Below are 14288 nucleotides of genomic sequence, written 5' to 3' on the forward strand. Positions count from 1 at the left end.
GCCGCGGCTTACAGCGATCTCTCCGAGATGGAGGGATCGAAATCCGCGACGATCAGCATATCCATGTGTCGGCCGTTTTGCAGGAGATAATGAACCGGGCTCTCCCGAAAGAGAGAGTACCAGAGCGGCTTGCGGGAATGCCCGATGATGAGCTGCGTTGTCTGCACCTCGTTCATCCGCTCCAGCAGCTGCTTGGGAACTCTCCGGCGGCTCTCGCTTTCCACCACCTCCATCTTCCCTCCGAGCCGCTCCGTTAAATGCCGCAGGGACTCCAGCCGCTTCTCGCAGCGGTCCGTTTTCTCCCGGCCGCAGTGAACATAGTGCACGTACCATTCGGCCTTCAGCCGATGGGCGATGCGAAATCCCCGGCGAATCAGGCGCTCCGCGCGCGGCCCCAGATCCACACAGACAAAGATCACTTCCCGCCGGCTCCAAGGCCCCCGGAGGGACGCGTCCCGATCCCACGCCTCCAGCCGTTCGTCCACGTCGTCCGCGATCTCGCGCAGGGCGAGCTCCCGTAAGGCAATCAAATTGCCCATCTTGAAGAAGGAATCCAGCGCTTGATCGATTTTCTCGCGGGCGTAGATCTTTCCTTCCCGCATTCGCTCCTGCAGCATCTGGGGGGTCACGTCGATCAGCTCGACTTGATTGGCGAGCTGCAAGACCGCATCGGGCACCGTCTCCCGGACCCGGACCCCGGTCAACTGCTCGACCGCGTCGTTGAGGCTTTCCAGGTGCTGAACGTTCACCGTCGTGATCACGGAAATGCCGCTCTCGAGCAGCCGAATCACATCCTCGTACCGCTTCTTGGTCGAGCTTCCCGGCACATTCGTATGCGCCAGCTCGTCGACCAGCACCACCTCGGGCCGCCGCGCGATGATCGCCTCCGTGTCCATTTCCTCCAGCTCCGTACCTTGGTAGATCGTCTTCGCCCGAGGGATAAAGGGGAGCGAGCCGATCTGCTCCTTCGTTTCCTTGCGCCCGTGCGTTTCCAGCAGCCCGACCACGACATCGATGCCCTTCTTCATCAGAAGGTTGCCCTCCTGCAACATCTTGTACGTCTTGCCCACTCCCGGAGCGGAGCCGATGTAGACCTTGAAGGTACCGCGGCGGATGGTCTCGATCTTCTTCTCAATCTCCTTGCTGCTCAAGCGGTGAAACGGATTCGCCTCGCCCCGCTTCTTGGAGTGGATCGGCAGAATCCGCTCCCCTTCCCGCTCGGAGCGGTCGGCCATGAGAAACAAGTCGATGTTCTGCGTCTGCCGGAGCACCCGGTTGCCGATCGACCCGTGCCACAACTCCTGCCAGCGGCTCTTCCGGGAATGCCCCATGACGATGCGGGTGACGTTGTTCTGAATCGCGTAGCGCACAAGCGCAGACGGAAGTCTGCTTAAGCGTGACACCGTAAGCTCCTCGAACTTCGCGTCCACCTTATCGACCAACTTGAGAATCGAGCGCTTGAACGCCTGCTGTTCCTTGCTGAGCGGCTTGCCCGCCACCACGAACGTCGTCACCAGCAGGTCGCCGTTCAGCCGCTTCGCGATCTGCTGACCCCGGCGGACGTACAGCGAACCGTTCCAGTGGTACTGGGCCGAGACCAGAATCCGTTCCGCCGCTCCCGACGGCCCGACCAGCCCCTTCTCTTCCCGGTATTTCTCCAGGGTACCGTTGACTCCCTCCGCCACCAGCCGGAGCGACAGCTCGCGCAGGACGCCGAGGTTGCCGCGGCGGGACATGGCGGGATGGGCGCTCTCTCCCAGAATTCCTTCGTCGATCCGGTTCAGGATCGTCTCCGGCGACACATCGATCAACCGGATTTCATCCGCCAGCTCCAGCGTATCCATGGGAACCGTCTCCTCGGCGCGGATGCCGGTCATTTTGTAGACGAGCTCTTCCACGCCGGCCAGCTCATAGACGTTGATCGTGGTGATGACGCTGATCCCCTGGTCCATCAGATAGCGGATATCCTCCAGCCGGGTGCGAAAGCGTGCGCCTTGGCGGTTGCGGTGGGCCAGACCGTCCACCAGCAGCACCTCGGGATTTCGCTTGAGCAGAGCATCGAGCGGCAAATCCTTCTGCTCCTTGTCGCCTCGCCACCAATGAATACTGGGAATGCGCTCCAGGTCGAGTGATTGCTCGATGGTATCCGACCTCTGCATGGTCGAGACCGCGCTTAAGACCACGTCGATTCCCCGCTGCTTCAAGAGCTTGCCTTCCTGCAGCATATGATACGTCTTGCCGGACCCGCTTACCGAGCCGATGATGATCTTCAGCCTTCCCCGGTGAAGCCGATAGATGGAATACAGAATCTCTTCCGGGGTTTTGCGCTTGTAGGTCGGCATGGATAAGCCTCCTCCTCCAAATCGATCGAACCGTTGTGCTTTCCTTCAACGGCAAAAGGACCCCATCCGCCAATCGCTCGCGGATAGGGCTATGCCGGTTATTTTGCCAGCTCTTCCGATAGAGCCAGGTTGAGCTTCAGGACGTTCACCCGCTTCTCTCCGAACAGGCCCAAGTCCCGGCCCTCCGTGTGCCGGTTCACCAGCTTGGTCAGCTCCTCGGCGGAGAGTCCGGTCGCCTTGCTGACCCGGGGAATCTGGACCTCGGCCGCCTGCGGAGAGATATGCGGGTCGAGGCCGGAGCCGGAGTTCGTGACGAGGTCCACGGGCAGCCGGTCGAGGGCCACGCCGGGGTTATCCGCCTGCCACTGGGCGATGGTGTCCTGGGTTCGCTGCAGCAGAGCCGGATTGGAGGGAGCGTAGTTGTTCGAGCCGGAAGCTTCGGCCTTGTACTCGATGCTCGATACCCGGCCGTGGAAGTAGCGGGGATCGGTGAAATTCTGGCCGATCAGCTCCGAGCCGACGGCCTGGCCCGCCGCGTTCTTCAGAACGCTGCCGTTCGCCTGGTCCGGCATCAGCACCTGGGCGAGTCCCGTGCTGGCGAGCGGATAGGCAATGCCGCATAGTACAATAAAGATCAAACTGATCCGAATGACACCGAAGAGATAGGAACCCTTGGATTCTTTGCGGCCTTCCGCCGCGGTCTCCGGGGTTGTTTTCATCGTGTTCACCTTCCCGTAAATGATGATCGAGCCGGGGCGATCCGCCCTTACAGCCAGAGGTTGACCAGCAGGTCAATGAGCTTGATCCCGACAAAAGGAACGGCAACTCCGCCCAGTCCGTAGATCAGGATGTTGCGGCGGAGCAGGCGCGTGGAGCTCATCGGCTTATAAGCCGCTCCCCGCATGGCAAGGGGAATCAGGATCGGGATAATCACCGCGTTGAACACCAGTGCCGACAGGATCGCGGAGTTCGGCGAGCCGAGGCCCATAACGTTGAGGTGCTTCATCTCCGGAATGGCCAGCATGAACATGGCGGGGATGATGGCAAAGTACTTGGCGATATCGTTGGCGATGCTGAACGTCGTCAATGCGCCGCGGGTCATCAGCAGCTGCTTGCCGATGGCTACCACCTCGATGATCTTCGACGGGTCCGAATCGAGGTCGACCATGTTGGCCGCTTCCTTGGCGGCGGCCGTTCCGCTGTTCATCGCGAGGCCCACGTCCGCTTGCGCCAAGGCGGGCGCATCGTTGGTTCCGTCGCCGGTCATCGCGACCAGCTTGCCTTCCGCCTGCTCCCGGCGGATGACCGCGATCTTGTCCTCCGGCGTGCTTTCGGCGATGAAATCGTCCACGCCGGCTTCCCGGGCGATGGTCGCTGCGGTCAGCGGGTTATCGCCGGTACACATGATTGTCTTGATCCCCATCTTGCGCAGCTCGTCGAAGCGCTCCTTCATCCCGGGCTTCACGGTATCCTTCAGGTAGATCAAGCCGAAGATTCGGCTGCCCACGGCGACCGCAAGCGGCGTGCCTCCCTGCCGGGCGACGGCTTCGGCCTTGGCATCGAGGTCTTGCGGAATGGAGCCGCCGAGCGAAACGACCCATCGTTTGACCGCATCCACCGCTCCCTTGCGCACCTGCCGGCCATCCGTCAGGTTGACCCCGCTCATCCGCGTTTCCGCCTTGAATTCGATGATCTCTCCGCCTTCGGCGATTCGAGCGTCATAGGGATGCCGGAGCTTGCCGGCCAGCTCCAAGACCGACCGGCCTTCCGGCGTTTCGTCCTGCAGCGAGCTGATCACGGCCCAAGCCGCCAGCTCGGCCTCGTTCTCCGATTGGACCGGAAGGAACTCGGCGGCCATCCGGTTGCCGAACGTGATCGTCCCGGTTTTGTCCAGGATCATGGTGTTGATATCCCCGGCGGCTTCGACCGCCTTGCCGGACATGGCCAGGACATTGAATTGGGTGACGCGGTCCATGCCGGCGATGCCGATGGCCGACAGCAGCCCGCCGATCGTCGTCGGAATCAGGCAGACGAGGAGCGAGATCAGCACCGGAATGTCCAGCTCGATGTTCAAGTAACTCGCAATCGGCTTCAAGGTAACCACGACGATCAGGAAGATGATCGTCAGGCTGATCAACAGCGTGCTCAGCGCGATCTCGTTCGGGGTCTTCTGCCGCTTGGCCCCTTCGACCAGAGAGATCATCCGGTCGAGGAAGGATTCCCCGGGGTCGCGGGTGATGCGCACCTTGATCCGGTCGCTGACCACCCGGGTTCCGCCGGTGACCGAGTTGAAATCCCCGCCCGCTTCCTTAATGACCGGGGCGGATTCCCCTGTAATCGCCGACTCGTCCACCGAGGCCAAGCCTTCGATGACTTCCCCGTCACCGGGTATCAGCTCTCCCTGGGAGACGATCACGATGTCTCCCTTGCGCAAGTCCGACGAGGCGACCTCCGTCACGGCCGTGCCCGTCAGCTTGTTCGCTTTGCTGTCCTGCTTGGTCTTCTTCAGCGAGTCCGCCTGCGCCTTCCCACGCCCCTCCGCCAAGGCTTCGGCAAAGTTGGCGAACAAAACCGTGAAGAGCAGGATCACAAATACGGCAATGTTGAAGCCGATCGTATCCTCGGCCTGAAAGTACCCCGGAGCCACGACCATCATCAACACAATGAGCGTGCCCAGCTCCACGACGAACATGACCGGATTCTTGATCAGCGTCGCGGGGTTCAGCTTCATGAAACTTTCTTTTATCGCTTGGCGGACGATGGGTCCGCTCAGGAGTTTTTTTCGCGGTTGCGTGCTCATCTTCTTCTCCCTCTCCTCCCTAATTCCACGTCCCGAGCCTATTGCCGCTGCGCTGCCGGGACCGGCTAACGCAGGGTTAAGTACTCGGCAACGGGTCCTGCCACCACGACCGGCAAAAAGGTCAGCGCGCCGATAATCAGCACCGTGCCGATCAGAATTCCGGTGAACAGCCCGTTGTCGGTCCGGAACGTCCCGATGGTCTCCGGCACAGGCTTCTTCTTCAGCATCGACCCGGCCACCGCCATCATGGCGATAATCGAGACATACCGGCCGAGCAGCATGACGACTCCGGTCGTGATGTTCCAGAAGGAGGTATTGTCTGCGAGTCCCTCAAAGCCGGAACCGTTGTTCGCCGCCGAGGACACATATTCGTAGAGGACCTGCGTTACCCCGTGATAGCCGGGATTGCTGATCGCCCCTTTGCCCAAATCGGTCAGGAAGGCGGCGGCGGTCGGTGCCAGAATGATAAAGGGATGAATGAGAATCGCCAGGGCGATGAGCTTCATTTCCCGCGCCTCCAGCTTGCGGCCGAGAAATTCCGGCGTCCGCCCCACCATCAGCCCGCAGAGGAACACCCCGAGCATGGCATACATGAGCATATTGATCAATCCGACGCCCTTGCCGCCGAAGACATTGTTCAGCATCATCAGGGCGAGCGGCGTGATCTGCCCGAGCGGGGTCAAGGTGTCGTGCATGTTGTCCACGCTGCCTGTCGTCGCCGCCGTGGTGACGGTAGTGAACAGCGAGGACTGGGCGACTCCGAACCGGACCTCCTTGCCTTCCATGCTGCCCTGGGAGGCGTCGATGCCCAGCTTGTTGATCGCCGGGTTCCCCTGCATCTCCGAGAAGTAATTGAGCGAGAGCAACAGGAGGAACAGCGTCATCATCGCGCTGAAGATCACCCAGCCCTGCCGCTTGTTCTTGGCGAATAAGCCATACGTATAGGGAAGCGACGCCGGCAATGTCCACATCAGCAGAATTTCAAACACGTTGGACAGCGGGCTCGGATTCTCGAAGGGATGGGCGGAATTGGCGCCCATGAAGCCGCCCCCGTTCGTACCGAGGTGCTTGATGACCTCAAGCGACGCAACCGGACCGATCGCGACCTGCTGCGTCTGTCCCTCCAACGTCGTCATTTCCAGCGTCGGCTTCAGCGTCTGGGGAACATGCAGGGCAACCAGCACCAGCATGCCGACTAAGGCGACCGGAATGAAGATGCGCGTATGCGCCTTGACGAAGTCCTGGAAGAAGTTGCCGACCGACTTCCGGCCGGTAATCCCCCTGACAAAAGCGATGGCCACGGCAAAGCCGCTCGCGGCGGAAGTGAACATCATCATCGTAATGACGGCCATCTGGGAGAAATACGACAAGCCCGTCTCTCCGCTGTAGTGCTGCAGGTTGGTGTTGGTGATGAAGCTGATGACCGTATTGAACGAGAGCGTCGCTTCCATCTGGCCCGTGCCGTTCGGGTTCGCCGGCAACCCGCCCTGCAAGCGGAGCACCAGGTATCCGAAGGCCACCAGCACGATATTCGTGGCCAGGAGACTGACGGCGTATTTTTTCCAGGACATGCCAGTCTTCTCATTCACCCCGCCCAGCTTAAAAATACCGCGTTCGATGCCGCCGAAGACTCGGTCGGTCCGGTTGGGCTCATTGGAAAAGACACAGTACAGGTAAGTGCCCACCGGCTTGACGAGCAAACCCAGAATGAGTATGACGACTACAATTTGTACAATCCCCACAAAGGACCCTCCTTGAGTTAAGCAAATGCCTATCGGTTCGTCTCAATGGACGACTGGCAGATCCGCTCTAGAATTTCTCCGGATGAATCAAGGCGTACACCAAATACAGAAACAGCAGCACGGTTGCCGCGATCACCACCGTCATGACTCTTCCTTCCCCCCCTCGTCGATCACCCGGTCGCACCACTGGGCAAATGCATAGAACAGCCCGAAGATGACAGCTAGCAGCAGTACCATAAGTCCATCCATCGGTTCTCTCTCCTCTCCGCTTCGTGTCTTCCGGCCGGTCCGTCCTCTCTTAAAGCGGATCAGCCGTAGACTTCCTCTCCAATGACTTGATTTACGGCCTTCAAAAAGGCTTGATAGCCTCCGTCGCGATCCGACCGATGGGGCAGCGCCAAAGCCAGCGTCTCCTGAATTCGCATCGGATCGAACTCATAGCTCTTGGCCAGCCTGTCTTCGATGGAACGGACAGGCTCTCCCCGGGCAAACAGCCGGGCCGCTTTGTAAATATGGCAGTCTTCGCAATACCCGACCGTTTCCGTGCGCCGCAGATCCCGATAATCGCTGACTTTTTTGGTCCCGTATAAGACGGTTACGACAATGGAAAACATTCCTAAACCGGCGAGCATGGCTTCCCCCTCCTCTCCATTACGATCCCCCTCGCTGTCGACAACCAGATTACCATTTCCCCCGTTAAGGTAGGGTTAGGGTTTGGCGGCGGGAGGTTAAGATCGTCTAAAGATTGGGGAACGGCAAAAAGACCACGCCCGGATAAGAGGAGGCCACTGAAAAAATCATCGCTTCATTACGGACCGTCCTTCCAATCGCTGTTGCCCCCGGATTTCTTTGTTTAGAACCGCTTTCTGCGGTTGATTCCGTGGGCAAAGGCGACCGCTGCCGCTTCTCCAGGACGATTCCGTACATTACGCTTCCTTTATCAGTTGCCTCGGCCAGAGCAAGGTCTTTTCTATTAAGAATGCATATGAATCCCCGCCGGCCCGGTTAAGATCCCGTTAAGAGCCTTCAAAACGAGAGCGGGAACGAGAAAACCGAAGCAAATGGCCTGCTTCGGCGATGGTTTAAGCTATTTTTCTCCGGAAGGATCGAATATCGGCTTCGGAGAAGCCCCGGTCCTTTTACAAGCGCGAATTCCCTGGGTACTATGCTTCTAATGCTTCCGCGCCCTCTGTCCATCGGAGGGATCGCGGGCCACCATCGAGCCACAGGGAGGATGTTAAGAAATGGACGAACGTAAGCTGTCTCGGGTTGAACTCTTTGCCTTTCCGGCGAAAACGGGCTGTTCGGTGATCTTGAAGCTGAGCTGCGGGCAGGAAGCCGGCTGGGGAGAATGCGTCCTCCCCGGCCGCTTGGGAGGAGTGGACCTGTTCAAGTGGTCCTGCTTTCTCCGGGATATCCCCCGCTGCACCGTGGGGGAAGCCTTCCTGCGAATCGGCTGTCCGGATCAACGCCGGAGCGGCCCGCCCGAGCAGCTGGAGATGACGCGGCTGGCGCTCCTGGATCTCGAAGCCCGGCAGCAGGGCCGGTGCCTGCTGGATCTGGTGGAGAGCCCGCCTCCGCTGAGGTTGGCCGCCGGTGCCGAATCGGCGGACTTCTCCGCTTACCCGGGGACCATCACGGTCGCCTCGTCCGTTAGAACCGGGCGGGCGTCCGCACCTCTCCGCCATCTTCATCCCGGTGCGGACGGCTCTTTGTTTGAATTGATCCATCGTGCCCGCAAGCTGAGGAGCCAGGGCTTCGCGCTCGGGATTCACCGGGACGGCTGGATCGGCCCCGCTTGCTCCACGCTGCGGCTGCTGGCGAACCGCCTGCAGGCCCGGTGGTATGAGAAGGAGGAGGACGCACAGCCCGACGCCCTTTGCCCGTCGGCGACCCTCCGCCGGGGGACAGGGTTCGATCCCGAGACGGCGCTCCTGATCGACAAGTCCGTTGCTTACTGCTCCCTGCTCTAACCCGCGGTTCTTCAGGCCGGAGACGCGGCTTAGAGGAAGCTCCGCGTATCGTTGTTGCGGCTGAACCGGTAGACGGCGATCAACCCGAGTACCAGAGCGAAGGCGGCCAGCACCAGCACGTTCATGCCCAGGCTGGCAACGCCTTTCCCGCTTTGCAGCTTGTCGATGGCATCGAGCGCCCAATGCTGGGGCATGAAGGTGGCGACCCGCTTCACCGCTTCCGGCATGACGCTGATCGGGAAGAAGCAGCCGGCGAGCAGACAGGTCGGCACGATGATCAAGTTCTGCATAGCCCCGAGGCTGCCGCTCGTCTTCGCGAAGGAGACGAGCATCTGCGACAGGGCGATGGCGACGAGACCGAACAGTAGCATCATGCCGATCAGCAGCGGGTACGGCACGCCCGAATTGATGCCGAGCAGCGTCTTCATGATGAACAGCGACAACAGAATCTGCAGGAGCAAGATTGCCAGGCTTACTACCACATTGGACAGGACGAAGGCCCGGGCCGTGAGCGGCGAGGACATGAGCCGCAGGTAAGTGCGCTTCTCCTTCTCTTCCAGGATGAGCTGGGCCAGGTTGCTGGACGAGAACAGCATGAACATGATGAGAAAGCCGACGCCTTGATATGTGATCGCGCTCGCGCTCGCCGTATCCTTCACCGAATCGACCGACAGGGCAAAGCTCTGGGTGCGGAACCCCTGGTATAGCTTGTCGAAGGCGGTTCGGTCGCCTCCGGCGGTCTGGCCGATGGCGGCCAGATTGCCGGTATACTGGGCGAGCATCGCCTTGATGAAGGCGGTGGATTGCGCGCCCTTCATCGAACGAAGCTCCAGCCCCTCCGGATTGCCCCGGTACAGGCTGTCGGAATAACCCGCCTTGAGAATCAGCCCCGCATCGAGATCGCCGGCGGCGATCTGTTTGTTCAGCTCGGCTTCGGTCAACTCCTTGACCTTGATTTGCCTCAGCTGCTTGACGAATTGCACGGTATCCGCCGTCAAGGGCCGGCCGCCGTCCTCATCGACGATCCCAATCCGCAACGGAGAACCGGTTCCTCCCGCATACAGGATCATGGACAGCAGCACTCCGGCGATCGGCAGGAGGAAAAAGCTGATCCAGTTGCCTTTTTGACGGAAGGTATTGCGGAATGTCTTGGCGATTACCCAGCCGATATTCTTCATCGTCAGAGCCCCTCCTTGCGGTTCATGAACCAGGCCGACGCCGCGAGCAGCAGAACGGCAAACCCGAGGTTGAGCGCAATCGGCAGCAGAACCGCGCCGGTGTGCCCGTTGTAAATGACGTCGATCAGCGCCCGGTTCGCCCATTTCAGCGGCGAAATCCAAGTGAGCATCCCCATGGCATCGCTCATGTCGGATATGGGAAAGTACGCGCCTCCGAGAAAGGAAGCGATCTGGGTGAAGATGAACATGGCCGCCTGCCCGCCTTGATTCTTGAAGAGGTAGCTTGCGGCAATGCCCGCGCTGACGGCAAAGAGGACTTCGGTGAGCAGCACGGCCAGGACGGCAAAGGGATGGCTGCCCCACTCGGCGCCGAACGCAAACCGGCTGAACAGGAGGACGAGAAGCACCATGAAGAAATTCACGGCGGTCGACCCCAACACCTTGCCGGCGAATAGCTCGCCCTTGCGAAGCGGCGAGGACATAAGCCGGATATCGGTGTGCCGGCGGCGCTCATTCCGAATGACCTCGCTTCCTGGCAGGCAGGCATAGAACGCGATCATGGTCGACATCACCAGCGCGTAATAATCCATCGACCCGGGCGTTTTATCCGGGGCGAGCGAAGTCTCCTCGATCTTCGCCTCCTGCGTGCCCGCTAGCGCGGCGGCCAGCTTCGCTCCGGCCTCCGGCGACTGCCGGTAGGCAGCGGCCGCCAAGTTGTAGCGGTCGACAAAGGCGGTCAGCATGCCTTGGACGAGGTTGGCTTCGATACTCCCCCCATCCCGGGTCAGCACCCGGACCCCCGAATCTCCCACTTCCAGGTAAGCGGTATAGCGGTCCTTCGAGATTTCTTCGGACGCTTCCGTCCCCGGTTCAAGCTTCGTCCAGACGACGTCCCGCTCCGCCAAACCCTTCTGAAAGCCGTCCCAGCCCGCCTTCAGCTCCGCCGATTGGATCGTGTCGGAGTACAGCAGACGAATCGCCCCGAGCGACGGCTCGTTGGAGAAGGTGTTCGAGAGCGCTAACCCGAGGATCGTCATCAAGGCGATAGGAAACAGCACCATGAACACAAAACTTTGCTTTTGGCGGAGGTAAATTTTGATTTCCTTCACCGCGATCTGCCATATCGATCTCATGATTGCCTCCTCCTAATCCCGCAGATTCCGTCCGGTCAGGGTCAGGAACACCGCTTCCAGGTTGGGCGCTTTTTCGTCCACCGACCGGATTTCCGCTCCCATATGGATCAACTCTTGTATGATCCGGTTGAGGTTGTTGATCTCGGCTTTTGAGATGATCTTCAGCGTCTGGTCCTCCAGTTGGACGGCGGTTACTCCGGGAATACGTCCAAGCGCGGCTAGGTCGATTTTGTCTTCCAGCTTGAGGCCGATCCAGATTTCCTTGGAATCGGTGATCGTCGCCTTCAACTGCTCGGAGGTTCCTTCGGCGATGATCTTGCCATGGTCGACGATGGCGATCCGGGTGCAGAGCTCTTCGGCCTCCTCCATATAATGGGTCGTGTAAATGATCGTACAGCCCATCTCGTTGAGCTTGCGGACCGAGCCGAGGATGTAATTGCGGGATTGAGGGTCGATGCCCACCGTCGGTTCGTCCATAATGATCAGTTGGGGCCGATGGGCGATGGCGCAGGCGATGTTGAGCCGGCGCTTCATCCCGCCGGAGAAGTTCTTCGGCATGCTCTTCATCCGGTCGCCGAGGCCGACGAATTCGAGCGCCTCTTCGGTCCGCTCCTTCAGCAGGCTGCCCCGCAGTCCGTAGAGACCGGCGAAAAAGCTCACGTTCTCGTAAGCGGTCATGTCCTCGTAGATCGCCAAATCCTGCGGTACGATACCGGTGTTCATTTTGGCGTAATGCCGGTCCTTGTCGATGCTCTTGCCGTTCAGCAGGATCTCGCCTCGCGTGGCGCGGAGCAGGGAAGCCACCATGTTGATCGTGGTGCTCTTGCCCGCTCCGTTCGAGCCGAGGAAGCCGAAGATTTCTCCCTGCTTCACGTTCAGGTTCATATTGTCCACCGCGACGAAATCGCCGAATTTCTTGGTCAAGCCGCGCAGCTCCAGGATGTTCATCCGTTGTTCCTCTCCTTGGTCTTCGTCTTGGTCCCATTGTAAAAAAAGGGGATGACCCCCGCCAGTGCAGAAGTTCATCCCTTTATTCCCATGCCGAGCCCGGCACCCATGAAATTATTCATGCCCCGGCGCAGGACGTTGTCCGTCGCGCGGCAGCAGGGTCGTCACCGTAAAGCCGTTCGCGCCGTCGACGGTCACGGTCCCGCCGAGAGCGGCCGCCCGCTCCTCCATGCCGAGGATGCCCATTCCCTTGACGACTTTCTCCGCGCCTCTGCCGTTGTCGCTGACGGCAGCCTTGACGAAGCGGTTCAGCACCCGCACCTCCAGGTGAACCGCGGTGCCGCCGCTGTAGCGCACGGCATTGGTCATCGCCTCCACGGCGTTCTGTTGGATCACCTTCCACTGCAAAGACGTCACTTCGCCCATGTCTCCGGAGAAGGAGAGCGTCGCTTGGATCAAATGTTCGGAAGCGATGCGCTCCACCACCATCCGCAGCCGCTGTACCCCGAGCTCCTCCGATCGGGGCTTCACGTCCTTCAAGGTCAGCCGGATGCGGTCGAGCCCCTCGCGGGAGATGGTGATCGCGTTCGCGAGCAGCTCGTCCGCCCGTTCCCGGTCCTGGCCCATCAGCCGCCGGGACGCCTCCATCTGAATCAACGCGCCGGCCATGGAATGGCCGAGGTCGTCATGAATCTGCTGGGACAGCCGATTGCGTTCCTCCAGCTTGACGGTGTGCGAGGACTGGCGCAGCAGCTCGTGGTTCTCCCGGAGGGAGCGGTTCAGGAAGGACAGCTTATCCTTCATCTGATCCAGATCGGTCTCCTGCTTCATCATCCGGGCGGCGAACCGTTCCACTCCCCCTTGCAGCAGGGCGGTGAGCCCCGCTGCAAGGAGATAAGCGGGCAAGATCGGCTTCGGCACCAGAAACCCGAGGAGAACCGAAGCGATTCCGGCGGTCTTCCACCGATCCCGGCCAGCCGGAACCAGCTCCCAGATGGCCACCGGCAGCAAAAGCACAAAAGCCGGATCGAGGGTTCCCATCGAAATTAGCAGAAACAGGGCCGAGGCGCCCGCTGCCGCGCGGCGGGGCTGCTCCCGGCGGTGAAAGATGGCTGCCGTTACCGCAAGCGCCGCATAGAGCAGCGCCATCAAGATGAAAAAAGCCGGATTCCCGGCATGCGCTTCGTACTGGGCGAGCAAGAGGTAGGCCACGATCGCCGCCTTGTTTCCGAGCGTCCAAAGCTCCGAGTCCGGCATGGTTATTCCTCCGCCAGACCGGTCTCTCCGGTCAGGTAATAGATTGCAATCTGGGTTCGGTGCGACAGTCCGGTCTTGCCGAGAATGGAGGTGATGTGATTGGCGACGGTTCCCTCCGACAGGAACAGCTTGCGGGCGATGCCCTTGTTGGACAGGCCCTTCGCGATCTGTTCCATGATATCCAGCTCCCGCTCGGTGAAGCGCGACCGGTCGATGGCGCTGCCCGCCGCATGCGCGGATGCGGGTGCCGCAGCCGGCTCCGGCTTGGCGGACAGGCCGCCCTGCCCCGGCTCGGCCGATGCGGCGGGAACCGCCGAAGACGCTGCCGCTGCCAAGCTCGCGCGAATCTTCTCCACGACCACGTCCTGAAGGACGCTGTGATCGTGATGAACGGCCTTGATCGCGTCGCGGATGCGCTCGGGATCGTTATTCTTCAGCAGGTAGCCCTTCGCTCCCGCCTGAATGGCTTCCAGGATATAGTCATCGTCGTCGAAGGTGGTCAGCATCAGCGGCTTCGTCCCGGTTTCCGCCGCAATGAAGCGCGCCGCTTCCACTCCGTTCAGATTCGGCATGCGGATATCGAGCAGCGCCACGTCCGCCGGGTGCGCCCGGCAATAGTCCACGGCCGCTTGCCCGTCCTCCACCGCGGCGACCACCTCAAATTCCTCGAAGCTGGTCAGGATGATGCGCATGCCCTCGCGGATAAACGAGTTGTCGTCCGCGATCAGCACCTTGATCTTCATGAGCCGTTCCCCCTTGTGGTCAACGGCTTAATTACACACGAATTTCCCCGCCAGCGCAAGCAAAATATGGGATTCGCGAACCGGTTGGTTAAACGTTCCCGCTTGAACGCCAAAATCCCCGCAGACGCGCTTGCGCGGGTCGGCGGGGATTCGCTGGGAGTACATCTAAGAT

Annotated in this window: 12 protein-coding genes; 1 reads left to right on the forward strand and 11 read right to left on the reverse strand. The window is 60.5% G+C overall.

Going from position 1 to position 14288, the window contains the following annotated elements; genetic code table 11:
- Nucleotides 1–8: 8 nt before the first annotated feature.
- The 6 genes from ACSEXS_RS09870 to ACSEXS_RS09895 all read right to left on the reverse strand — a co-directional run bounded on the left by ACSEXS_RS09870 (nucleotide 9) and on the right by ACSEXS_RS09895 (nucleotide 7516).
- Nucleotides 9–2342 carry a histidine kinase gene (locus ACSEXS_RS09870; RefSeq protein WP_438432982.1) on the reverse strand — a complete coding sequence of 778 codons (2334 nt, stop codon included), beginning with the start codon at nucleotides 2340–2342 and terminating at the stop codon, nucleotides 9–11.
- Between the two features lie 98 nt (nucleotides 2343–2440).
- Nucleotides 2441–3061 carry a potassium-transporting ATPase subunit KdpC gene (gene kdpC / locus ACSEXS_RS09875; RefSeq protein ID WP_438432983.1) on the reverse strand — a complete coding sequence of 207 codons (621 nt, stop codon included), beginning with the start codon at nucleotides 3059–3061 and terminating at the stop codon, nucleotides 2441–2443.
- A gap of 47 nt (nucleotides 3062–3108) precedes the next feature.
- Nucleotides 3109–5142, reverse strand: coding sequence for a potassium-transporting ATPase subunit KdpB (kdpB, locus tag ACSEXS_RS09880; RefSeq protein ID WP_438432984.1), 2034 nt, complete (start codon nucleotides 5140–5142; stop codon nucleotides 3109–3111).
- A 65-nt stretch (nucleotides 5143–5207) separates the two neighbouring features.
- Nucleotides 5208–6884: a potassium-transporting ATPase subunit KdpA gene (gene kdpA / locus ACSEXS_RS09885; RefSeq protein ID WP_438432985.1), complete on the reverse strand. Its 1677-nt coding sequence runs from the start codon at nucleotides 6882–6884 to the stop codon at nucleotides 5208–5210.
- 67 nt (nucleotides 6885–6951) lie between these two features.
- On the reverse strand, nucleotides 6952–7029 hold the full coding sequence (gene kdpF, locus ACSEXS_RS09890) for a K(+)-transporting ATPase subunit F (protein WP_076418478.1): 78 nt from the start codon (nucleotides 7027–7029) through the stop codon (nucleotides 6952–6954).
- Nucleotides 7030–7192: 163 nt separating this feature from the next.
- Nucleotides 7193–7516 carry a hypothetical protein gene (locus ACSEXS_RS09895; protein ID WP_438432986.1) on the reverse strand — a complete coding sequence of 108 codons (324 nt, stop codon included), beginning with the start codon at nucleotides 7514–7516 and terminating at the stop codon, nucleotides 7193–7195.
- Nucleotides 7517–8128: 612 nt separating this feature from the next.
- Here ACSEXS_RS09895 and ACSEXS_RS09900 point away from each other — a divergent pair.
- Nucleotides 8129–8857 (forward strand): hypothetical protein, encoded by a 729-nt coding sequence (locus ACSEXS_RS09900; protein ID WP_438432987.1) that lies wholly within the window; start codon nucleotides 8129–8131, stop codon nucleotides 8855–8857.
- A gap of 29 nt (nucleotides 8858–8886) precedes the next feature.
- Here ACSEXS_RS09900 and ACSEXS_RS09905 read toward each other — a convergent pair whose 3' ends face one another.
- From ACSEXS_RS09905 to ACSEXS_RS09925, 5 genes are all read right to left on the reverse strand, one after another.
- Complete coding sequence (locus ACSEXS_RS09905) at nucleotides 8887–10035, reverse strand: ABC transporter permease (RefSeq protein WP_438432988.1); 1149 nt, start codon at nucleotides 10033–10035, stop codon at nucleotides 8887–8889.
- Between the two features lie 2 nt (nucleotides 10036–10037).
- The gene (locus tag ACSEXS_RS09910) at nucleotides 10038–11168 is read right to left on the reverse strand and encodes an ABC transporter permease (protein ID WP_438432989.1); all 1131 of its coding nucleotides are present in this window, start codon (nucleotides 11166–11168) and stop codon (nucleotides 10038–10040) included.
- Nucleotides 11169–11180: 12 nt separating this feature from the next.
- Nucleotides 11181–12116, reverse strand: a complete 936-nt coding sequence (locus ACSEXS_RS09915) for an ABC transporter ATP-binding protein (RefSeq protein ID WP_438432990.1) — start codon at nucleotides 12114–12116, stop codon at nucleotides 11181–11183.
- A 114-nt stretch (nucleotides 12117–12230) separates the two neighbouring features.
- A complete protein-coding gene (locus ACSEXS_RS09920) occupies nucleotides 12231–13373 on the reverse strand; it encodes a sensor histidine kinase (protein WP_438432991.1) in 1143 nt (380 codons plus the stop codon).
- Between the two features lie 2 nt (nucleotides 13374–13375).
- Nucleotides 13376–14116: a response regulator transcription factor gene (locus ACSEXS_RS09925; RefSeq protein ID WP_438432992.1), complete on the reverse strand. Its 741-nt coding sequence runs from the start codon at nucleotides 14114–14116 to the stop codon at nucleotides 13376–13378.
- Nucleotides 14117–14288 lie beyond the last annotated feature (172 nt).

Source organism: Gorillibacterium terrae (genome assembly GCF_051594785.1).
Lineage (GTDB): Bacteria > Bacillota > Bacilli > Paenibacillales > NBRC-103111 > Gorillibacterium.

Bases quoted from the DNA above. Each gene is read 5' to 3' on its own strand.
- ACSEXS_RS09915 (WP_438432990.1), bottom strand. From the start codon at position 12,116: ATGAACATCCTGGAGCTGCGCGGCTTGACCAAGAAATTCGGCGATTTC.
- ACSEXS_RS09910 (WP_438432989.1), bottom strand. From the start codon at position 11,168: ATGAGATCGATATGGCAGATCGCGGTGAAGGAAATCAAAATTTACCTC.
- ACSEXS_RS09925 (WP_438432992.1), bottom strand. From the start codon at position 14,116: ATGAAGATCAAGGTGCTGATCGCGGACGACAACTCGTTTATCCGCGAG.
- ACSEXS_RS09870 (WP_438432982.1), bottom strand. From the start codon at position 2,342: ATGCCGACCTACAAGCGCAAAACCCCGGAAGAGATTCTGTATTCCATC.
- ACSEXS_RS09905 (WP_438432988.1), bottom strand. From the start codon at position 10,035: ATGAAGAATATCGGCTGGGTAATCGCCAAGACATTCCGCAATACCTTC.
- kdpF (WP_076418478.1), bottom strand. From the start codon at position 7,029: ATGACGGTGGTGATCGCGGCAACCGTGCTGCTGTTTCTGTATTTGGTG.
- ACSEXS_RS09895 (WP_438432986.1), bottom strand. From the start codon at position 7,516: ATGCTCGCCGGTTTAGGAATGTTTTCCATTGTCGTAACCGTCTTATAC.
- kdpB (WP_438432984.1), bottom strand. From the start codon at position 5,142: ATGAGCACGCAACCGCGAAAAAAACTCCTGAGCGGACCCATCGTCCGC.
- ACSEXS_RS09920 (WP_438432991.1), bottom strand. From the start codon at position 13,373: ATGCCGGACTCGGAGCTTTGGACGCTCGGAAACAAGGCGGCGATCGTG.
- kdpC (WP_438432983.1), bottom strand. From the start codon at position 3,061: ATGAAAACAACCCCGGAGACCGCGGCGGAAGGCCGCAAAGAATCCAAG.
- ACSEXS_RS09900 (WP_438432987.1), top strand. From the start codon at position 8,129: ATGGACGAACGTAAGCTGTCTCGGGTTGAACTCTTTGCCTTTCCGGCG.